The sequence below is a fragment of the Pseudomonas tumuqii genome, from assembly GCF_013184545.1.
GTDB classification, from domain to species: domain Bacteria; phylum Pseudomonadota; class Gammaproteobacteria; order Pseudomonadales; family Pseudomonadaceae; genus Aquipseudomonas; species Aquipseudomonas tumuqii.
Map to the genome: position 1 here is coordinate 41,545 of NZ_JAAOJA010000014.1, position 22,492 is coordinate 64,036.

Below are 22,492 nucleotides of genomic sequence, written 5' to 3' on the forward strand. Positions count from 1 at the left end.
CTTTGATGCGGTTTCTCACGCCCTCAAGGTTGGGGTGGCTTAATTTTTTATATTTTTTTTTTCAGCGCGCTTCCGGAGAATGCGGCCTTGATTTTCAGGAAGAAGCAACCCGAGTCCCCCCAAAGCCATAGGCCATGCGCTTGATCACCTTGATGTGGTTGTTCACGCCTCCAGGACACTGGTATGCATGGGGACTCACCATCACCAGTCGCTGCCTTCGCCTGTCTCAAAGGCCCCGACAGTCGCCACCAGCGACGCTTGCCGAGCGTCTTGAAGGTGTGCCAGTGCCGACTGGCCAGGCGCCCGACATGGCTGGAGAAGCAGTTGCAGTAAGCCTTCGAGCCAGACTCGCAAGCGCTGGGTCAGGCGCGACGCCAGCTCCAGCCAGTCGATCCACTCGGGCACCCGCCCACCGCGCAGTCAATCGACGCGGCGCAGCGGCAGATGGAGCAGAACAGGCTGGTCGAACAGATTGGCCGCGAACGTGCGGCTGAAGTGCGCCCGACACGTAGCGAATCCAGGATTTGTCTCATTTGACACCCCGAGAGGCGGTAGGCAAACCGCGCTGACCTCGTCCAAAGGTGCGTCGTTTGCTTCAGATAATTGCATACCTCAACAGCCTGCTAAGTGGGTTAGGAAACGTCCGGCCATTCTCTGGGGCGTAGTTTCTCGCGTGTAGATTATTTGATGGAGAGGCTGAGTTCTAAAAATCGTAGGTAACCTGAGACGGTGTGCCTTTTGGATTGTTTTGGTTTTTCCGCGATGTATCGTGCGTGAAAATCTAAGTTTTGTATTAGTCATGGAGATGCTTTCAGGTTGATTGGTCCTCCCCATTGAGTGTTGTGCTGTGTACCGATGGTTTTTCCAAGGTGAGAAGTATGGTGAGGAACTCTGTTTGAGTGGTGTGGGAGTGTATTTGTAAAAAAAAGTGTGGGCGGGGGTGGTGGAGTGGGTCAATTTTTGTGTGAGTTTTATTGGGGGATCGTCGCTGCAGATATTTCAAAATAATCTTGCGAATTTAGTTAGTGGCGTGGTGTGTTGTTGTGGATCTGTATATAAATTTATATGTCTGTATTTATCTGCGATTTTCCGGTAATCCAAGTTGGGAGGTTCTAGGTGATCTCCCAATAGAGCTGGCCCCTGTGATAGCAGGCGAAACCCGGGCTAATCCTCCCATTTGAGTGGGGTTTCCTTTTTGGGAGGGGCGCTATCACAGAGTCATAAACGTATATGGGAGAAAACCCATGGATATAGGCTATGCCCGTACCTCAACCATTGAGCAAGAGGCCGGCTTTGAGGCCCAGTTGCGCGAGCTGGAGCGGTGCGGCTGTGAAAAGGTTTTTAAAGAGCAGGTGTCGTCCGTGGCCCAGCGTGCCCAACTGGAAGCGGCCATTGAGTTTGCCCGCGTGGGGGATACTTTCGTGGTCACTAAGCTCGACCGGCTGGCCCGCTCGATCACCGACCTGCTGCAGACCCTGCGTCGTCTGGAGCTGAAGAAGGTTGAGGTCAAGATCCTCAATCTGGGGCTGGACACCAGCACGCCCACCGGCAAGCTGATCCTGACCGTGCTGGGGGGGATTGCCCAGTTTGAGCGGGAGATGATGCTGGAACGGCAGCGCGAGGGGATCGACAAGGCGCAGAAGGCCGGCAAGTACAAGGGGCGCAAGCCGATCCACGAGGATAAACGCGCGGCCATTCTGCGCCTGGCGGGCGATGGCGTGACTAAGGCCGAGATTGCCCGTCAGGTAGGCGTGGGCCAGGCCACCGTCTACCGCGAGCTGGCAGCATGCCGGATAGCCAGCACTCGCACTCGCACTGGCACTGGCACTGGCACTGGCACTGGCACAGGCACAGGGAGTAACACATGACCGAAGAGGGCCAGCTGCGAAGGCTGCAAGGAATCAAGAGGGCAAAGGCCGAAGGCAAGTACAAAGGCCGCCCGATAGACGCCGAGCTGCATGCTCGGATCAAGTTGTGCCTCGATGTGGGCATGCCGATCAGAAAAATAGCAACGGTGTGCGGCTGCGCCAAGTCCACCATGCAGAGGGTGCAGAAGCTCATTGCCCCTGAAGGTGAGCTATGAACGCGACGAAGCCCTAACCGCAAGCTAGGGCTGAAGTACGAACGAAACAACGGCCGGCTGAAGAGCTGGCCGAAGGTTTAGGCTGCTCGCAAGGAACCGGCAGGAAGGGCTCGGCTGCGCCCGCAGGGCTAAGTCGTGACCCTCTACGTTATAGCTACTATTTAGTATATATATTTATTATTTAATAATTTATTTATATGAGAAAGAGAGGCTGAAAAAAAGAGAGATCTCCAAGTGAAAATAACGCTCATTGAAATCTCTCCAGCGCTAAGTCCCTAAGTATTCTTGTTTGGCTTAGTGACTTGTTTGCCAGGCAAAACCCTCGCGAGCCTGTTCGGGATATTTTCGGTAATCTTCAATGTAATCAGTGTCTTGAGGAAATCGACCAGATATTATATTTTGCAAAAGGTATCGTTATCAGTGCTACGTTAGCTACTCGTTTGAATAGATGAAGAAATAGCAAGCAAATAACCGTTCCAGTAACCGATAAATAGTCAGTGCGAAATCGTAGGACTCCAAAGCTTAGTATCCGGTCGCGTAGTCGCTACTCGAAATTTGTTGCCTCATTTTCCGTGCACTAGCCGCCATCGCGGCGTGGGTTGATCGGCCACTCGCATCGACGTTTGAAAACGCATCGGCACATCCCCTCGATTTCATGGGTGAGCGTGTCGCCGGCTGCTGTGAACCGCGTAGTACCGGAAAGGTACTCACGGGTCCGCTGGGCGGTCTGTTAGCGACTTCCGGGTGATTTGCGAGATCCAGGGCGACACGCTGAGCGTCCTGGTGATCCGGCTCGGCAATCGCCGCGGGGTGGCTGTGTTAACTGACCCTGCTGGCAAAATACACCGGGCATTGCTTTACCCATGCCCGGCCAGTGGATAAGGTGACGAGCATCACAGCACTGCAGGCCGCGGTATTCCAGGGACGGCTCTGCGCCTGTACTTACCGCTTGGCAAGTGCCCGTCGCAATGTCTCCCTCGGTTTCCAGCAAGCCAATGTCGCCATCTTCGTTTGAGTAGCTGCGTGTCCGCCGTATGTGGGCCGCATTGAGGAGTTATGCATGAGTGATCCGGCCCTGTTATCTCAGGCCCTGCTCGCGGCCGTACCTGCTGCCGGCAGTATCGGCAATCAGTCGTTGCTGGAGCGCTTGCGCGGCCAGTTTCCGCAGTTGAGCGAGGATCAGTTCTGGACGGCGCGTGACGCGCTGATCGAAGCCGGCGAACTGGCCAAGGGCCGCGGTCGCGGCGGTGCGGTCAAGCGCACCCAGGCCGAGGAGGGCGCCAGCCTGAGCCTGGCGCAGCAAACCCTGAATAAAGCCCGCGAGCGGTTTGAGCCGGCAGGCGTGGCTGAAGTCTCCGGCACATACCTGGCGGAGGCCGTAGCCGCCGTGCGCAGCCCGGCCAAGCAGCAGGCCAGCAGCACCCTGCAAGACCTGGCGAAAACCCTCTGGGCCACCGCCGATAAAATGCGCGCCAACATGGACGCCGCCGAGTACAAGCACATCGTGCTCGGGCTGATCTTCCTCAAGTACATCTCCGACAGCTTCGCCGGCCGCCGTACCGAGCTGGAACGCAAGCTCAGCGACGAGCACGACGACTACTACCTGGGCAGCAATGACCCAGAGCAGATCAATGCCGAGCTGGAAGACCGCGACTACTACAAAGAGGTCAACGTGTTCTGGGTGCCGGCCGTGGCCCGTTGGGAATCGTTGCGCGCCGCCGCCAAACAGGTGGATATCGGCAAACGCATCGACGAGGCCCTGAGCGCCATCGAAGCGGAAAACCCACGGCTGAAAAACATCCTCGACAAACGCTACGCCCGCGCCCAGTTGCCGGACGGCAAGCTTGGCGAGTTGGTGGATTTGATCTCCACCATCGGCTTTGGCGGCGACGCCAGCAAGGCCCGCGACCTGCTCGGCCAGGTCTACGAATACTTCCTCGGCCAGTTCGCCAGCGCCGAAGGCAAAAAAGGCGGGCAGTTCTACACGCCCGCCAGCATCGTCAAGACCTTGGTGGCAGTGCTCAACCCGCACCACGGCAAAGTCTATGACCCGTGCTGCGGCTCGGGCGGCATGTTCGTGCAGTCCGAGAAGTTCATCGAAGCCCACGGCGGCAAGCTCGGCGATGTGTCCATCTACGGCCAGGAGTCCAACCCCACCACCTGGCGCCTGGCGGCGATGAACCTGGCGATTCGCGGCATCGACTTCAACCTGGGCAAAGAGCCGGCCGACAGCTTTATCCGTAACCAGCACAGCGATCTGCGCGCCGACTTCGTGCTGGCCAACCCGCCCTTCAATATCAGCGACTGGTGGCACGGCAGCCTGGAAGGCGACCCGCGCTGGGTCTACGGCAACCCGCCGCAGGGCAACGCCAACTACGCCTGGCTGCAACACATGCTCTATCACCTCAAACCCAGCGGCCGCGCCGGCATCGTGCTGGCCAACGGCTCGATGAGCTCCAGCCAGAACAGCGAGGGCGACATCCGCCGCGCCATGGTCGAGGCCGACGTGGTGGAAGTGATGGTGGCGCTACCCGGCCAGCTGTTCTTCAACACCCAGATTCCCGCCTGCCTGTGGTTTTTGGCCAAACAGAAAGTCGCCCGCCCCGGTGAAGTGCTGTTTATCGACGCGCGCAAACTCGGCAGCAACGTCAGCCGCGTGCAGATCGAGCTGCTCGACAGCGACATCGAACGCATCGCCCAAACCGTGGCCAACTGGCGCGGCGAACCGCTGGATGTGGGCGGCGAGATTGCCGAGTACCAGGACATCGCCGGCTTCTGCCGCAGCGTCAAACTCGGCGAAATCGCCGAACACGGCCATGTGCTAACCCCGGGCCGCTATGTCGGTGCCGAAGCGGTGGAAGATGACGACGAAGCCTTTGTCGACAAGATGCAGAAGCTCACCGCGCTGCTTGGCGAGCAGATGGCCAAGGGCGCGGAACTCGATCAGATGATCCGGCAGAAGCTGGGAGGGCTGGGGTATGAGTTCTGAATGGTCGGAGGTTACAGTTGAGGAAATTGCTGCTTCTCAGCCATTCGCATTGGCAACGGGGCCTTTTGGTTCAAGCATCAGTTCTAAATACTTTGTTGATAGTGGTTTTCCCGTAATTCGCGGCTCAAATCTGACTGCTAATACTTCTGTGCGTTTGATAGATGATGGGCTGGTATTTATCTCGCCCGAGAAAGCAGCTGAATTTCAACGATCAATTGTTCGCAGAGGTGATCTGGTTTTCACGTGCTGGGGAACAATTAATCAGGTCGGGCTGATAGATAAACGGTCACGGTTTGCAGAGTACGTGGTATCCAATAAGCAGATGAAGCTGTCCGTAGATCTCAAAAAAACGGATAGTCTTTTCATTTATTACGTATTTTCAGGTCCAGAAAAACAGGCGGAAATTCTGGATAACGGGATTGGTAGCTCCGTGCCTGGCTTCAATCTAGGGCAACTAAAAAAGCACAAGTTGTTACTACCTCCCCTTAAAGAGCAAAAGCATATTGCAGGGCTTCTGAGCCTACTTGACGACCGTATCACCCTGTTACGCGAAACCAACGCCACCCTGGAAGCCATCGCCCAGGCGCTGTTCAAATCCTGGTTCGTCGATTTCGACCCCGTGCGCGCCAAGGCCGAAGGGCTAGAACCACAAGCCATGGACGCCACCACCGCCGCCCTGTTCCCCGACAGCTTCGAAGAGTCCGAGCTGGGGTTGGTGCCAAAGGGGTGGTGCATTTCAAAATTGAGCGCTGTAAGTGGTTATCTCAGTCGTGGAGTGTCACCCAAATACGTTGATTTAGGAGGGGTATTGGTAATCAACCAGAAGTGCATACGGGACTTCTCGGTTGACTACGCGAAGGCTCGTAGACACGACTCATCTCAACGCAACATCGATGGTCGTTTTTTAGCAGTCGGCGATGTTCTTGTTAACTCAACGGGGGTTGGAACTCTTGGGCGGGTAGCTCAGATACTGGAGCTTCCAGAACAGGTCATTGTGGACTCTCATGTCACGGTAGTACGAGCTGGCTCTACATTGAGCTGGCCTTATTTGGGGCAATGGATGGCGCGAAAGCAGCCGGATATTGAAGCTATGGGCGAAGGCTCAACAGGTCAGACAGAACTCTCAAAGTCAAAGCTTGGCGATCTATCGATCCTTGTCCCGCTAGCTCCAGTATTGAGTGCGTTTGATGAAGTGGTTATGCCGCTTAAAAGTCAGATTGCTTTGAACGAAAACAAGGTCAAGACCCTCACTCAATTGCGCGACTCTCTATTACCCCGCCTAATTTCCGGCCAACTGCGCCTGCCGGAAGCTTTAGCGGCCATAGAGGATGACCTGGCGTGACTGGTCACCCGCACCTGAGTTTCCAGTACGGCGACCAAGCCTGCTGAGTTAAATGAAAGGAATCAGCGTCATGCGTGAAAATTATCAAAGCCCTGAAGTTCAAGAACTGTTCAGACGATTTATTAACGATGAGCAACGCGAATGGACTTGGCATGTTATCGAGGCTATTCATCAGCGCTTTCCGGAGGCGGATCACTATGTCACTGGCGGCTTTGATAAAAACTATATTGACCTGCGCATAGGCGTCAGAAGCGCTTCTGCCAAAAAAGGAAAACCCTTCTTCCTGATATGGATACGGGATAGTGCTATTTGCGTCCTGGCAAGTGACAAGTACATCACCGATGCCTGTTGGCCGCATGTGGCCGTGCGCCGCGTCAACTCTAGAGATAATCCTGATTTTCACGAGCTGGATGAGTGGCTGGATGGCATTAAGGTAGGGATGGAGCGCGAAGGGATTCAGATGAGTGGCTCGGGGCTTTTTCCACCTGGCTATGCAGGCGTCCCCGCCACGGAGGAGACGGATATGCCAGCTGATTATTTGAGTTCTGACATGAACGAGACGCCATTTGATTCTCCGCTCAATCTCATTCTGTATGGCCCGCCGGGCACCGGCAAAACCTACAACACCATCAACCATGCGTTGGCCATTCTAGATCCACAATTGCTGGCTGATTGCCCTGGCGAAGACGTAGTTACGCGCAGGCGACTCAAGGACCGCTATGACGAGTTGGTGAAGGAAGATCGTGTGCGTTTTGCCACCTTCCATCAAAGCTTCAGCTATGAGGACTTCGTCGAGGGTTTGCGCGCCGACAGCGATGGCGAGAGCGGGCAGATCGAGTACCGCGTGGAGCCTGGAGTGTTCAAGCAACTCTGCGATGATGCGCGATCGAGCGGCGCGCAGGTTGAAAGTGGTATTCGCGCTAACCCACGCATCTGGAAAATTTCCATCAACGGTACGGGCCCGTCTTCGACCAAGAACTACTGCCTGGAACATGGTGAGGCGCGAGTCGGCTGGGGGGAAACAGGCGACCTGCGCGAGTCGTCTGAGCAGGACAGCTACTACGAGGCACTCGGTTCTGGAGATAAAGGCACGCTGAGCTATTTCGCCGAGCAGGTGACGGTGGGCGATATTCTGCTGTGCATTCAGTCCGCCGACCTGATCGGTGCCGTTGGCGTGGTGACCGGCGATTATCGCTACGAGGAAAAGGTGCCCTTCGGCGTCATTGGGGATTACCAGCATGTGCGCCCTGTGCGCTGGTTATACCGGGACATCGACCTGTCGATTCTGCCGCTGAACGATAACCGGCAGTTCACCCTGAAGACGGTCTATGCCATGAAGCGCTTCTCGTGGGCGGATCTGCTGGCTTATTTGCAGCAGCAGGGTGCTCAACCGGTCGAGCCGGCAGTTGCGCCTTCTGCCGAGCGAAAACCCTATGTACTGATCATTGATGAGATCAACCGTGGCAACGTTTCGCGCATCTTCGGTGAGTTGATCACCCTGATCGAGCCCTCCAAGCGCGAGGGTGCCGCCGAGGCACTGAGCCTGAAGCTGCCGTATTCGAAGAAGCCTTTCAGCGTGCCTGACAATGTGTATCTGCTCGGCACCATGAACACTGCTGACCGTTCGCTGGCGGGGTTGGATATCGCCTTGCGACGGCGTTTTACCTTCCACGAAATGCCACCGCGTCCTGACCTGCTAGACGGTGTGATGGTTGAGGATGCTATCGATGTGGGCCAGCTGTTGCGAGTGATGAACCAGCGCATCGAAGTGTTGCTAAATCGTGATCATTGTCTGGGGCATGCCTACTTCATGCCGCTCAAGGAAACGCCGACGCTGGAGCGGTTGGCGCTGATCTTCCGTAACCAGGTGCTGCCTCTGTTGCAGGAGTATTTTTTCGAGGATTGGCAGCGCATACAGTGGGTGCTCAATGACCACCGCAAGGCGGATGTTGACCGTTTTCTATGCCAGCAGTCGAACAATCTGCAGACGCTGTTCGGAGCTGAGGTGAATATTGGGCCGAGTGGCCAGACCTGGCATGTGAGCGAGGAGGCATTTGATCGTCTAGAGGCTTATCTGGGGGTGATCGACCATCAGCAGACGAGCAGCATGGCGGCGGTCAAACGTGAGGCGGTTCATGGTGATCTGACGCTGCGTGAGCTAGTCAGTGGCACTGTCGAGATATGGCGAGCCGGGGTACGGCAGGTGCCGAGCAAGCCGCTGCTGCGGACAGTCGCGAGTGTACTGGGAATGAGCCCACTCAACGCACAGGGTAACGCGCTGAATACCCGTGCCTTAGGGCGCCAATTGATCACACAACTTCTAGTTGAGCCGGCGTGAAGTCGCTGATCACCATCCGCGAGTATGCCCTCCTCACTACAGAGGCGGTGGCGCCCTCACTTGATCAGGCACAGGTGTCGGCAAGTGCGTTCGACTGGTTGTGCGATCTGAGTGCCAGCTTCAACTGCGGGGGAGCAACCCTCTTGCAAGTTGAAGGTCAACGTTCCCTTAAATGGGACAGCTATGTGGGGGTGGTAGAAACTCCCTGTGGTACGCGCCTGGAAATTTTGCCTAAGCACTTTGAGCAAGGGGAGTGCGAGCGCAAAAGTCGAGCTCTACTGCGCAAACTGATTCAAGCTGCTCTGTCTCTCAAGCCGCGGCTGGTGTCTGTGACTGGCTTGGAGTTGTTTGATGCTCCGCTTACCGAATGGGTAATGGGGCAGTTCCTCAATGAGCTCGATCATCTGGTCAAGCGCGGTATTCGCTTTGACTATCAACGTATCGAGGAAGAGCAGCGCTTCCTGCGCGGACAACTCAATGTGGTGGCGCAAATACGCCAGCCGCCTGGACGGCAGCACCACTTTCAAATTCGTCACGATGTTTTTTTGCCCGATCGGGCGGAGAACCGCTTGCTTAAACTGGCGTTGGAGCAGGTAGCCAAGGCAACTCAGGATGCAGCGAATTGGCGATTGGCCAATGAATTGCGTTCGCTGCTGGCGGAAGTACCAGCTAGTCGGCAGGTCGTGGCCGATTTCAAGTCTTGGAGTCAGGATCGGTTGATGACGCATTACCAGGCAGTGAAGCCATGGTGCGAGCTGGTTCTCAATCAACAAATGCCGATTGCCGTGACGGGTGAGTGGCAGGGCATGAGTCTGCTGTTCCCCATGGAAAAGCTGTTCGAACGCTATGTTGGGGATTGGCTGCGCCGCAATCTGCAAGCGAGTGTCACACTTGCAGCACCTGCCAGAAGTCAGTCTCTCTGCCAGCATATGAACAAGCCAATTTTCCAGCTTGAGCCTGACTTCCTGGTGCGGCAGGGCGATGCAACGTTTGTATTGGATACCAAGTGGAAGCGATTGGATGAGCTGGACCGCCAGAGCAAATACGGCCTCAGTCAGAGCGATTTCTACCAGTTGTTTGCATACGGTCAGAAGTATCTGGGTGGGAAGGGTGAGATGGTGCTGATCTACCCACGTTGGGCGAAGTTCAAACAGGCTTTGCCACTGTTCCAGTTCAGCGATCAATTACGGCTGTGGGTGTTGCCTTTTGATTTGGATGAAGAACGCCTCTATGGCGTGGAGCTCTTGGGATTGCCTCTGAGCAAAGATACCTTGCGTCAGGCAAGTTAAGGGCGTCTGACGTTTTGCCAACTATGAAGAGAGACCTATGAGCGCAGGGATCAGCCAGAAGCTGCAAAGCAGCCGCAAAGAGCTGCTGGATATCGGGCTTCGCAACAACATGCTCAACTTCCGCAAGACAGCCAAAACCCTGGTGGTGGTGGATGAGCTGTCGGAGGAGGTTTTCAATATTCTCTATCGCCAGGAAAAGGCGATGACCTTCGCGCCAATGGCCCGGAAAAAACTGGCGGAAATGGCCAAGTCGGTCAATCCGGATGCGTTTGAGGATGACGAGTCGGCGAGCGATGAACAGCTGCTGCACGAGCTGGACAGCCTGGATTGGTCTGGTGCCGCCGATGACGATGCGGATACTGCTAGCGGTAAAGCACGCCGCCACCTCGACACTCGGCTACAGACTGCGTTGGATGACGAACGGCTATTTCTGCAGTTGTTGAAAATACATGCCGAGGCCAAGGGTTTTATCGAGGAGCAGGGGGTTAATACCCTGTTTCTGGCCCTGGGTTTTTTGCATTGGTACGAAGCCGACAGCTCGGACATGCTGCGCAAAGCCCCCTTGTTATTGCTGCCGGTAAGCATGGAGCGTGGCGGGGCTAAAGACGGCTTTGCACTGAAGTATTCAGGCGATGACCTGGTGGATAACCTGTCGCTGGTGGCCAAGCTTAAAACTGATTTTGGCCTGGATATGTCGGCATGCAGCTTGGCAGAGGTGGCGGATGCCACCGAAGGCGAAGCCCTGAGTGCGTTCTTTGCCGATGTCGGCGATGTTATCAGCAAGCAAAAGCGCTGGAAGATCGTACCCAATGAAATGGCCCTGGGGTTTTTCTCGTTTGGCAAATTCTTGATGTTCAAGGACCTCGACCCAAAGAGCTGGCCAGAAGAAAAGCAGCCTGGCGAGCATGGGGTGATGAAGCGTTTGCTGGGTGGCGGTTTTGGCGACCAGCGCAGTGCTTATCCGGAAGAGGTCAACATCGACTCAGTGATCAACCCCGGCGATGTACGCTTTGTGAAGGATGCCGACAGCAGCCAGACCGAAGCGATTCTGGAAATACGTGCCGGCTCGAACCTGGTGATCCAGGGGCCGCCGGGTACGGGTAAATCCCAGACCATCACCAACGTGATCGCGGAGTTGATTGGCCAGAAGAAGACCGTGTTGTTTGTCGCTGAAAAAATGGCCGCCCTTGAGGTGGTTAAGCGGCGCCTGGATGAGTGCCACCTAGGCGACGCGGTGTTTGAGTTGCACAGCCACAAGTCGACCAAACAGTCGGTGCTTAAAGAGCTGGCACGTACGCTTGATCAGGGCCGGCCACTGACCAAGGTAGGCGTGGAAGACCTGGCCAGCTTGAAAGAGCTGCAAGATGGCTTGAACCTTTACTGCGAGGCAGTCAGTTCGCTGGCCGGTGCCAGCGGATTGGTTTTTGTCGAGGTGCTGGGCAGTTACCTGAAGCTGAAGCGCACCAAGCCTGGCTTGCCGGTTTTAGCTTTTGCGCCCATGGCCACCTGGAGCCATGCCGAGCAGTTGAGGCGCCGTGAGCTCGTGAAGGAGTTGGTGCTGCATCTCGAGGAGATGGGCCGCCCCGATCAAAGTGTGTTCTGGGGGACGGAGCGCACCTACTTTTCACCCATCGAGCAAAATAGCGCTACCGATGCGTTGCAGCAGGCGAGTGCCCATTTGGCCGCCTTGCAGTCAGCGGCCAGTGCTCTTTCTCAACGATTAATGCTGACCCACCCGGCGACTCTGGCGGATGTAGACGTTATTTGCCGCGCGGCTCGCCGCGCTGCAGAGGCACCGCGCCTGGAAGGGGTGCAGTTGTCTACCGGCGACTGGCAAGTGCGCCGCGATGTCATTCGTGAGTTGCTACAGGCCGGGGAGCAGATGTCGACCTGTCGTAACCAGCATGACAGTGTGCTGATCGATGCGGCTTGGGAGCAGGATCTGCTGGAGGTTCGCCAGTGTTTACTGGCTTACGGCGATAAGTGGTGGAAAGTGTTCTCCGGGCGTTTCCGTGCAGCGCGTACACGCCTGCAGGGCTTGGCTCGAGAGGCTCTACCGAAAACCAACCCCGAGCTGTTGGCGCTGGTGGATTCGGTATTGACCTACCAGCAGGGCAAGAAAATTTACGATCAGCATGAGGCGTTGGGCAGCGCTCTGTTCGGCGCCCAGTGGCAGCGGCAAAAATCTGATTGGGCCGTGCTCGAACGGTTGAGCAGTTGGGTTATCAAGCTGCATGACGATTTAGGCAATGGTGATATCCCGCAGGGGATCATTAGCTTCCTGGCCGGTCATGCGGATGCCAGTGGGCTTGGCGATGCTGTCGCTGGCATCGAGAAACATGTGGTCGGCTTGGACCAGGCACTACGCAGTTCGCTGGATGTCACCGGAATGCAGTCGCAGAAAGACCAAGACAGTATCCGGGCGCTGGGCCTCGAAGCCCTTGGGACACGGTTAGCGCAGTGGTTGGATAACCTGACAGCGCTTTACCAAATGTCCCGTTGGAACGTTCTTGCAGGGCAACTGCGCGCTGAACGTCTCGATGAGCTCCTGCAGCTTGCTAAGGTCAGCGATGAGCCGGCGCTATTGACCGATATTCTCGATCTTTCCTGGTACTCAGGGCTGGTGCAGCGGGTCTATGCCGATAAGCCTGCTTTGCAGCAGTTTGATCGAATCAAGCATGAGCATCAGATCAGTCGTTTCCGCAATCTTGACCTCGCCTCTTTACGCCATGCGCAAACCAGCCTGGCTAAGCAGGTTTGGGAAAGCATGCCGAATATCAATCAGCCGGGCGAGATGGCCATCTTGCGTGGTGAGCTGAACAAGAAGCGGCGGCATATGCCGATTCGCCAGTTGATCGAGAAGGCTGGTCGCGCGATTCAGCAGATCAAGCCGGTGTTTATGATGAGCCCGATGTCGATTGCCAACTTCCTGCCGCCGGGCAAGCTGGAGTTCGATGTGGTGGTGTTCGACGAAGCCTCGCAGGTTAAGGCGGTTGATGCGTTTGGCGCGATCATGCGTGGCAAACAGGTCGTAGTGGTCGGCGATACTCGGCAGATGCCCCCTACCGACTTTTTCAGCCGTGAAGTCGAAATGGATGATGAAGACAGTGCCACGGGTGATATCGAAAGCATTCTGACCATGTTCAAGGCCGCGGGTAGTCAGGAGCGCTACTTGCGCTGGCACTACCGCAGCCGGCATGAATCATTGATTGCCGTTTCCAACGTCGAGTTTTACGACAGTAAGTTGGTGGTGTTCCCGTCTGCGGGTCAGCATCCACATGCTAAGGGCGTGAGCCTTGACTATCTACCGACGGCGCTTTTCGATCGTGGCCGCACGCGGACAAACAAAGACGAAGCCAAGGCAGTCGCTCGCGCAGTGATGGAGCACGCCATCCTTACCCCTGAGCTGTCTTTGGGGGTTGCCGCATTCAGCGTGGCGCAGCGGGATTTAATCCAAGTCGAAGTCGAGTTGCTGCGCCGGAAAACGCCAGAGGCCGAGGTGTTCTTCACAAGCGAAAGCAGCGAGCCCTTCTTCACTAAAAACCTTGAAAACATCCAGGGTGATGAGCGCGATGTGATTTTTATCAGTGTTGGTTACGGTCGGAATGAGTCCGGCCGTATCGCCAAGAACTTTGGCCCGTTGAACTCCAAAGGCGGGCATCGCCGGCTTAATGTTCTGATCACTCGCGCGAAAATGGCCATGCGAGTGTTCTGTAACTTCAGGGCCGATGAGCTGGAGCTGGATGCTGATGCAAGCCACGGGTTGAGGGCACTGCGTAATTTCCTCAAATTTGCCGAAACCGGCGAGTTAGCGGTGGCCAAGGAAACTGGGAAAGCGGCGGATTCGCCTTTTGAGCTTGAGGTGATCGAAGCGCTGCGTGAGCGCAACTATGTGATTGAGCCGCAGGTGGGTACGGCGGGTTACTTCATCGATATCGCCGTCAAAGACCCAGAGTACCCGGGACGTTATGTGCTGGCGATCGAGTGCGATGGTGCTGCTTACCATAGCTCGCGCTCCGCCCGTGACCGTGACCGTTTGCGTCAGGGCGTGCTTGAAGGGCTTGGTTGGAATTTCCATCGAATCTGGAGCACGGACTGGTTCCGTAACCCGCAGCAGGAAATTACCCGTGCCGTAGCGGCTATTGAGGCTGCACGGCAGAAACTTGCGGAGCAGCGAGATATGGCGGTGCCTGACGTGACTGCGCCTGAGCAAAAGCATGAAATTGTGCGCGGGCAACCGGCCGAGGAAAAACTACCAAGTTCGAGCCGACCCTATATACAGGCACGGCTGAGTCCGGCGATGGATCCTAGCCTGCAGCTTCATCAGGAAAAGCCCGAGCGGTTGATTCGAATGATCAGCTCTGTGGTCGAGGTAGAGTCACCGGTCCACGAGAGTGATATCACGCGTCGTCTTATGGAAGCTTTTGGGGTGGCGCGGGCGGGTTCGAGAATTGCCACGGCGGTGCAGGAGGCCATTCGGCTTGGTTGCCGGCAGCAACAGTTTCGTCAGCGTGATGGATTTGTCTATTCCGTCAACGGGCAAGCCATGCAAATCAGAAATCGCGCTCAGCTGGACGCCAGTGAGCGCAAGATTGAACTGGTAGCGCCCGAGGAGATGGATCTGGCACTGCTAGAAACGGTCACTCTGGGCTTCTCTATGGCGAGTGAGGATGCTGTTTCTGGAGCGCTGTCTCTGCTTGGTTTCGGCCGTGCGACAGCGAAAATCTCTGGGGTGCTTGAGGCTCGTTTGGATGATCTAACTCGTGCTGGGCATTTGGCGTGCGTAGATGGAATGCTGAGTTCTCAACCGGTCTGACAGGCTGAGCGACTAAGTAACCGACCAAGTAAGCGATCAAGTAGAACGGTTGTTGATGGAATTTACACCGCAGTCAGCTCTGGATATCGGTGGATAGATTCAGGCGAGCACTGGCAAAAAATTAGTGGATGGGTTGCGCAGAGCGCAACGCATCGGCAAATGAATCAAGGAACGAGTCGGCATGACCGAAGACCAGCTGGAACAAGAAGCACTCGAATGGCTCGCCGAGCTGGGTTACACCCATGTGTACGGCCCCGATATCGCCCTCGATGGCGACAGCCCCGAGCGCGAGAGCTATCGCCAGGTGGTGTTGGCGGGGCGGCTGCGGGCGGCTATTGCCAGGCTCAACCCGGCGGTGCCGCTGGCCGCGCGCGAGGATGCCCTCAAGCAGGTGCTGGAACTGGGCGTGCCGGTGCAGTTGTCGGCCAACCGCTTGTTCCATCGCTTGCTGGTCGGCGGTGTGCCGGTGCAGTACCAGAAGGATGGCGAGACCCGTGGCGATTTCGTCCGCCTGATCGACTGGGTGCAGGTCAAGGCCAACGACTGGCTGGCGATCAATCAGTTCAGCATCCAGGGGCCCAAGCACACCCGTCGACCGGACATCATTCTGTTCGTCAACGGTCTGCCGCTGGTGCTGCTGGAGTTGAAGAACCCGGCGGATGTGCATGCCAATCTCTGGAAGGCGTTTGACCAGATCCAGACGTACAAGGAACAGATCCCGGATGTGTTCCAGTACAACCAGATCCTGGTGATCTCCGACGGCAGCGAGGCGCGCATGGGCTCGCTGTCGGCCGACGGTGAGCGCTACATGAACTGGCGCACCATCGACGGCATCGGCATCGATCCGCTGGGCCAGTTCAATGAACTGGAAACCCTGCTGCGCGGGGTGATGGCGCCTGAGATGCTGCTCGATTACCTGCGCTACTTCGTGCTGTTCGAGGACGACGGACGGCTGCTGAAGAAGATTGCCGGTTACCACCAGTTCCATGCGGTACGAGTAGCCATTCAGCAGGTGGTAAAAGCCTCCCGCCCAGGCGGTACGCACAAGGGCGGGGTGGTGTGGCATACCCAGGGCTCCGGCAAGAGCATCACCATGACCTGCTTCGCCGCGCGGGTGATGCAGGAAGCGGCGATGGAGAACCCGACCATTGTGGTGATCACCGACCGCAATGACCTGGATGGCCAGTTGTTCGGGGTGTTTTCCCTGTCGCAGGATCTGTTGCGCGAGCAGCCGGTGCAGGTGGAGTCCCGTGGCGACTTGCGCAGCAAACTGGCCAATCGTCCGAGCGGCGGCATTGTGTTCGCCACTATTCAGAAGTTCATGCCGGGAGTGGATGAAGACTGCTTCCCGGTGCTCTCCGACCGTTCGAATATCGTGGTGATCGCCGACGAGGCCCATCGCACCCAGTATGGTTTCGGTGCCCAGTTGAAGGCCCCAGGTAGGAGCCAGCTTGCTGGCGATCCTGCTCAGGACAAGAACGCCACCGAGCTGGCGCCTGGCGGTTATTTGCAGGCCGCCGAAAGCAGCGCGCGCTATCAGGTCGGTTATGCCCAGCATCTGCGCGATGCATTGCCTAATGCCACCTTCGTGGCCTTTACCGGTACGCCGGTATCCAGTGAAGACCGTGACACGCGCTCGGTGTTCGGTGAGTACATTCACGTCTACGACATGCAGCAGGCCAAGGAAGATGGCGCCACCGTGGCCATCTACTACGAGTCGCGGCTGGCCAAGTTATCGCTCAAGGACAGTGAGCTTTCGCATATCGACGACGAGGTCGATGAGCTGGCCGAAGACGAGGAGGAAGGCCAGCAGTCCCGGCTGAAGAGCCGTTGGGCGGCTCTGGAAAAGGTAGTGGGTGCCGAACCGCGGATTCAGAGCGTGGCCAAGGATCTGGTCGCGCACTTTGAAGAGCGCAATCAGGCCCAGCACGGCAAGGCCATGGTGGTGGCCATGAGTCGTGAGATTTGCGTGCACTTGTACAACGAGATCATCGCCCAGCGTCCCGACTGGCACGACGAAGACCCGGAGAAGGGCGCGATCAAGGTGATCATGACCGGCAGCGCCTCGGACAAGGCGTTACTGCGTCCGCATATCTACAGCCATCAGGTGAAAAAACGCCTTGAGAAACGCTTCAAGGACCCGCAAGACCCGCTCAGGCTGGTGATTGTGCGCGACATGTGGCTGACCGGCTTCGATGCCCCGTGCGTGCACACCCTGTACGTCGACAAGCCGATGAAGGGCCACAACCTGATGCAGGCCATCGCCCGGGTAAACCGCGTGTTCAAGGACAAGCAGGGCGGACTGGTGGTGGATTACATCGGCATCGCCAACGAGCTGAAAGCGGCGCTCAAGGAGTACACCGCCAGCAAGGGCCGTGGCCGGCCAACGGTGGATGCCCATGAGGCGTATGCGCTGCTGGAAGAAAAGCTCGATGTGCTGCGCAGCCTGCTGCATGGCTTCGACTTCAGCGAATTCCTCACCGGCGGCCACAAGCTGCTGGCCGGCGCCGCCAACCATGTACTGGGCGAGAAGGATGGCAAGAAACGCTTCGCCGACAACGCCCTGGCCATGAGCAAGGCTTTCACCCTGTGCTGCACCCTGGATGAAGCCAAGGCAGTGCGCGAGGAAGTGGCGTTCTTCCAGGCGATCAAGGTGATGCTGATCAAGCGTGAAGTCAGCGCGCAGAAGAAGACCGACGAAGAGCGCGAGTTGGCCATCCGCCAGATCATCGGCAATGCGGTGGTGTCCGGCGAGGTGGTGGATGTGTTCCAGGCCGTTGGCCTGGACAAGCCCAATATCGGCCTGCTGGATGAGGATTTCCTCGCCGAGGTGCGCAACCTGCCAGAGAAGAACCTGGCGGTGGAGCTGCTGGAGCGCTTGCTCGAAGGGGAAATCAAGAGCCGCTTCAGCAGCAACCTGGCGCAAGAGAAGAAGTTCTCCGAGTTGCTCGACAGCGTGATCAAACGCTACCAGAACCGCTCCATCGAAACCGCCCAGGTGATCGAAGAACTGATCGAAATGGCCAAGAAGTTCGCCGCCGCCAGCAAGCGCGGGGATGCCCTGGGTCTGAACGATGACGAACTGGCCTTCTACGATGCCCTGGCCAACAACGAAGCCTCGGTGCGTGAGCTGGGCGATGAAACCCTGGCCAAGATCGCCCACGAACTGACCGACAGCCTGCGCAAGAACGTCAGCGTCGACTGGAGCAGTCGCGACAGCGTAAGGGCCAAGCTCAGGCTGCTGGTCAAACGCATCTTGCGCAAATACAAGTATCCGCCGGATCAACAGGAGGAGGCTGCGCAGTTGGTACTGGAGCAGGCCGAGTCGTTATGTGAGGCCTGGATGTAAGGAGCCTAATGATAGATGCGACAGCAATTTTCAAGGGTCCCTTCTACGAGTGGCTTCGCCGTCAGGAGCCTCTATGAGCGGCCGGACTTTTTTGCCGAAGGTTCCTCCGCAATGCTGTTTCAGAAAGACGGCAGTCTTTATCGCCTGACCGGGATGGCTGCGGCCATAACTTTCCCGCTAGGGAATCCGAGCGCGACAATCTGCAGGTTATGCGCATCCTGCAGGATTTCGGTGCCGTAGCCCCCTCCGATGAGGACGTGCTGAAAATAGGCGACGAGTTCTACTGGTTGGCCGAAGTTGAATGGCTGGAAGTGCTTAACTGCCAGGACGCCACCATCCAGCGCCTGGACGCTCTGTTGCACGAACTGAGCGACGGTGAGCAACTGGTCATGGAGCAAGACCTGCCCGTGCTGATCGAGCGCGGCCAGCACAAGGCCGAACAACATCCTGGATTTTCCCTGCTGCTGTACACTCTGGCCACGGCCGCCCGCGTCGGCGGCGATGCCGATGTTCACATCAGCAACATCATGCGCCGCCCAAGTACAGGTGAGCTGGTCTGGAGTGACCCGCTGTTCTGTACTTCTTCCCGACGAACAACAACTCATAAGCATGATGTCAATTCGCCAAGCTATCGGCATCATCTGAGTTGAGCATTGAACAAGCGGGCTTTAAACAAAAGGATGAATCGCCCCGGATTCTCCAGGCATCTTCCTGGTCTGAAGTGGCCGGCCCTGCAGACCGCACCTATGGGAGATCGATTTTTAGATCCGTCCTGACCATTTTGAAAATCTCCTTTAGGTCTATGTCCGGGTCCCTAGTCAGATAGCACTCAACAATCAGACTTATCGGGTGGATCTGCATCACTGACGCCAGCTCCTCGACTTTTTCTAAGGTGGGGCATCTCAACCCACGCTCCAGAAGACTCATGTACGCCCGGCTCGTGACCATGACGAAGTCCTCCTGGGTCAGCCCTCTACGCTGGCGCATTGACCGAAGAGCCTCGGCGAACGCGTCGTTTAGCTCCATATCATCATCTCTACAAAAAAGATGATGAGGCCATCTTGCTTACTATAGTACCACCTACTATAGTACGCATACTTGCCTTCTGGAGCATATGACATGTTCGAAACCTACCTTTCAGGCCGTCTCCCTGAATCGCCATTCTTCGAGCGGGACACCGACAGGTGGGCTTCATTGCCCAATCAAGCAGTTTGGAATGGTTTTACCTAACGCGCGAGTACCTTCAAGAACGCGATCTTGCGCTTTCACGCTGCCAACGGCTTTCGTCCCAGGCTGCTAGGTGAACGCTTCCCATGGCAGCCGACGATTTAGTGCTAATCGTCGGCTTGCTTGAGCGTTAAGCCAAGATCAATCCATTGGCGAGCTACACCTGGAAACAGTCCAATGGCTGCCGGTTGAATGCCGTAATGGGCTCTCCCCGCGCCACAGGTCTATACCACAGAGGGTGGTGACTGATGATTGGGAGAGGCGTTATGAAGCGTATCGCGGTTGATTGTTAGCAATCGAGAAGAGGAATTGAGAGGGTCTGAGCAAATTCAGATATCTCCCGTCTATCAACTTCCCATCAGAAAAACGCGATGGTGAAACTATGCAGAGTAAATCAGTTGGGCAGGATCGAAGACAGCTCTTTATTGAGGGGGCAAGGAAGAGGCATGGGGATAAATATAATTACGACAGTGTCATATATATAGACAACAAAACAAAGGTCATCATTTCTTGCGAGGTGCACGGGGCATTCCCGCAAACACCCTCTAGCCACTTGGCGGGCTGCGGGTGCAAAGACTGCGGTGTAAAAAGTAGATCCATAAAGCGCAGGCAATCAGTGAGTGATTTTATCGCCAAAGCTCAATATAAGCATGGCGATAAGTATTGCTACGATCAAATAGAAAATTATTCAGCCAGTTCTAAAGTGCCAATTGTATGTCCCGAACATGGTCTTTTTATGATGGAGCCTTCGAACCATCTCATCGGTCAAGGCTGCAAAGACTGCGGGGTGAGTAGACGCGCTAACAAGTGCAGATCCAGTGGGGACGCGTTCGTTGCTCGAGCATATCGAATCCATGGAAGTAGATATAGCTATGCTCAGGTTAATTACCTTAATGCAAGGACGAATGTGATAATTGAATGCGCAAGGCATGGCCCATTCCAACAAAGTCCAGATTCTCATCTCGCAGGTTATGGATGTAAAAGGTGCGCAGCTGAGCAGAGAGGGAAGGTTCGTGAGTTAGGAATATTCACTCATATTGAGCGGGCAAGGGAAAAACATAAAGACTTTTATGACTATGCGCTAGTGCCGTTAGATGGGAAGGCTAGCGACAAGGTGCAAATCGGATGCCCTCAGCACGGACTTTTTTCGCAAGATTTTTACCAGCACTCTCGTGGGATGGGCTGTCAAAAATGTTGGGATGAAAGAAGGAATATGACGCACAAGAAAAATGACGTGTTCATTCTTGAGGCCAAGAATAAACATGGTGCGAAGTATGACTATTCGGAGGTCGACTACATTAACGCTCACACCAAGATTAAAATTAGCTGTGCTGTGCATGGCTCGTTTGAGATAACGCCAACTAAACATTTGAGTAGAGGTGATGGATGCCCAGAATGTGGGTTTCTTAAGCGTAAAGGAATCGGGGGGGTTACTGACGTCCGGTTAAAACAAGAGCCAGAACTCGGCGCTGTTGATGCTTGGTTGTATATTGCGTACATGGATAATGGTGAGGAGGGGTTCTTTAAGGTCGGACACACGACAAATAAACATCCAGAAAACCGTTTTTCTTTTTTCAATACGTATAGTTGGACCATTGAGCATGCTGTAAGTAAGTCGCTTTGTGAGGTGCTTAGACTAGAAGGGGAGTTAAAACGAACGCTGCCAAGCTACATGCCGCAGCTTAAGTTTAATGGTTATACTGAGTGTACCTTAGAGGATCCTTGGCCACTGTTAAAAAAACTGCTGAATCTATAGCACCAACCAGCGGCGTTTTTCAAGGTAGTTGTCGGTGTGCCGCGAAGGCGGAGCATCTGGAGGATGCCTGCCATGCTGTATCTGTGATGAGGGTGGGCCCCACGGATTCGCCGATCAGGCGGTGATTCCAAACCACCCTGGGCTGCATACGTAAAGAGCGTGTGTGTTGGCGCTGATGGAAAATTGACCCACCCTGCCGATTGAAATTTCACCCAGGGCGGATTGCTGGTTTCGCATCTGGTGGCCCATGTTCTATTCCTGGAAGCTGAGTTGGGGCGGTTGAGCATATGGGTCAGTTTTAGCCGGTAGAATAACTGTTACTGGATCAGTATTCGGGCAGCGCCGACAGGCATAACAGGAGGTCCAGGTTTTGGATGGAGCAGAAGGAGCGGGCAGATAAAGTGGAGCTGTCATGGTCCAGCCTAAGTTACTGGGCAGCTCTGGCGGGCAGCACCACCTCAGTCGCGGGAGGGTAACAACGCGTGCCAATCTTGCGGGGTGTCGACGTCAAGAAGGATGCCTGGGTCATTTAGTTCGAGCAGATGCAGCGCCTTCGGAAATCTCTCGATAACCGATCTGGCACCGCCGTCTCCGGAAAGTTCGCTGAGGCTCGGCCAAAAGTGCTTGCCGAACAGTACGGGATGCCCGCGAGTGCCGCGATAACTTGGGATGACAATACTGTCGGGCGCAGCGCTAGCCAGTAGGGCTTCGAGGGTGTCTCGGTTGATCAATGGCATATCGGCGAGAAATATGGCTACTGCCTTAGCTTGTGATTCGGAGGTAAGTCGCCTGGCCCCGGCGGCGATGCTGTGGCCCATACCCAGGGGGGTGGCTGGATCCTGAACAATTTTTACTGCTGCGGGAAGCTCTAAACCGCCGGGGGATTCGTCCGGCCTTAATACGACCCAGACCTCTTGCAGCAAGGTGCAGGGTAGCGTAAGGCTAGTGCCGAGCAGTGAACGGCCAGTGTCGAGCACGCTCCTGCGTTTGTCGCTTCCAAAGCGCCTGCTGTAACCAGCTGCCAGCACTAGGCCAGCCACTGGGCAGGTCGGTGAAGTCTTACCCATTTCCGGTGTTCGCTCAGCTAATCACGTTGTGAGTATAGGCTCGTCTCAGAGCGTTCTGCAGATGAGGGGCTTGAGTTGACTAAAAGTCAAATGAATGATTCGTTTTCCTCGCTTGTCGTCTTGAGTTGCACTGACGGAGTCTTGCTTAACCCGCTGCATATATAACTTCAGGGCAAGCAGTTCCAAGCTTGAAGCTCATGCCAGTTTGCAGTGACTTGGTTCAGCGAGCGTCAGTT

12 protein-coding genes and 2 pseudogenes are annotated in these 22,492 nt (G+C 55.9%); 10 read left to right on the forward strand and 4 right to left on the reverse strand.

What is annotated here, in order from left to right:
- Positions 1–47: 47 nt before the first annotated feature.
- Positions 48–192, reverse strand: a pseudogene (locus G9C89_RS25625) (transposase); the annotation flags it as partial.
- 59 nt (positions 193–251) lie between these two features.
- A pseudogene (locus tag G9C89_RS25700) lies at positions 252–474 on the reverse strand (ISL3 family transposase); the annotation flags it as partial.
- A 770-nt stretch (positions 475–1,244) separates the two neighbouring features.
- On the opposite strand from G9C89_RS25700, the gene G9C89_RS21225 reads away from it, so the two are divergent.
- The 9 genes from G9C89_RS21225 (at position 1,245) to G9C89_RS21265 (ending at position 18,856) form a co-directional block, all read left to right on the forward strand.
- The gene (locus G9C89_RS21225; RefSeq protein WP_172151927.1) at positions 1,245–1,868 is read left to right on the forward strand and encodes a recombinase family protein; all 624 of its coding nucleotides are present in this window, start codon (positions 1,245–1,247) and stop codon (positions 1,866–1,868) included.
- Positions 1,865–2,083 carry a hypothetical protein gene (locus G9C89_RS21230; RefSeq protein ID WP_172151929.1) on the forward strand — a complete coding sequence of 73 codons (219 nt, stop codon included), beginning with the start codon at positions 1,865–1,867 and terminating at the stop codon, positions 2,081–2,083. The genes G9C89_RS21225 and G9C89_RS21230 overlap by 4 nt, the downstream gene beginning before the upstream one ends.
- A gap of 1,060 nt (positions 2,084–3,143) precedes the next feature.
- Positions 3,144–5,072 (forward strand): class I SAM-dependent DNA methyltransferase, encoded by a 1,929-nt coding sequence (locus G9C89_RS21235; protein WP_172151932.1) that lies wholly within the window; start codon positions 3,144–3,146, stop codon positions 5,070–5,072.
- On the forward strand, positions 5,062–6,414 hold the full coding sequence (locus G9C89_RS21240) for a restriction endonuclease subunit S (RefSeq protein WP_172151934.1): 1,353 nt from the start codon (positions 5,062–5,064) through the stop codon (positions 6,412–6,414). Before G9C89_RS21235 ends, G9C89_RS21240 begins: the two co-directional genes overlap by 11 nt.
- 550 nt (positions 6,415–6,964) lie before the next feature.
- Positions 6,965–8,752 carry an AAA family ATPase gene (locus tag G9C89_RS21245; protein WP_172152006.1) on the forward strand — a complete coding sequence of 596 codons (1,788 nt, stop codon included), beginning with the start codon at positions 6,965–6,967 and terminating at the stop codon, positions 8,750–8,752.
- Positions 8,749–10,041, forward strand: a complete 1,293-nt coding sequence (locus G9C89_RS21250) for an McrC family protein (protein ID WP_172151937.1) — start codon at positions 8,749–8,751, stop codon at positions 10,039–10,041. Before G9C89_RS21245 ends, G9C89_RS21250 begins: the two co-directional genes overlap by 4 nt.
- Positions 10,042–10,078: 37 nt before the next feature.
- On the forward strand, positions 10,079–14,857 hold the full coding sequence (locus G9C89_RS21255; protein ID WP_172151939.1) for a DUF3320 domain-containing protein: 4,779 nt from the start codon (positions 10,079–10,081) through the stop codon (positions 14,855–14,857).
- A 181-nt stretch (positions 14,858–15,038) separates the two neighbouring features.
- A complete protein-coding gene (locus tag G9C89_RS21260; RefSeq protein WP_172151941.1) occupies positions 15,039–18,206 on the forward strand; it encodes a type I restriction endonuclease subunit R in 3,168 nt (1,055 codons plus the stop codon).
- 209 nt (positions 18,207–18,415) lie between these two features.
- Positions 18,416–18,856, forward strand: a complete 441-nt coding sequence (locus tag G9C89_RS21265) for a hypothetical protein (RefSeq protein ID WP_172151943.1) — start codon at positions 18,416–18,418, stop codon at positions 18,854–18,856.
- Between the two features lie 94 nt (positions 18,857–18,950).
- On the opposite strand, the gene G9C89_RS21270 is transcribed toward G9C89_RS21265, so the two are convergent.
- The gene (locus G9C89_RS21270) at positions 18,951–19,232 is read right to left on the reverse strand and encodes a helix-turn-helix domain-containing protein (RefSeq protein WP_172151945.1); all 282 of its coding nucleotides are present in this window, start codon (positions 19,230–19,232) and stop codon (positions 18,951–18,953) included.
- Positions 19,233–20,049: 817 nt separating this feature from the next.
- On the opposite strand from G9C89_RS21270, the gene G9C89_RS21275 reads away from it, so the two are divergent.
- Complete coding sequence (locus G9C89_RS21275; protein ID WP_172151947.1) at positions 20,050–21,189, forward strand: hypothetical protein; 1,140 nt, start codon at positions 20,050–20,052, stop codon at positions 21,187–21,189.
- A gap of 458 nt (positions 21,190–21,647) precedes the next feature.
- Here the strand turns inward: G9C89_RS21275 and G9C89_RS21280 are convergent, their stop codons facing one another.
- Positions 21,648–22,256, reverse strand: coding sequence for a nucleotidyltransferase family protein (locus G9C89_RS21280; protein WP_172151949.1), 609 nt, complete (start codon positions 22,254–22,256; stop codon positions 21,648–21,650).
- Between the last annotated feature and the right edge of the window lie 236 nt (positions 22,257–22,492).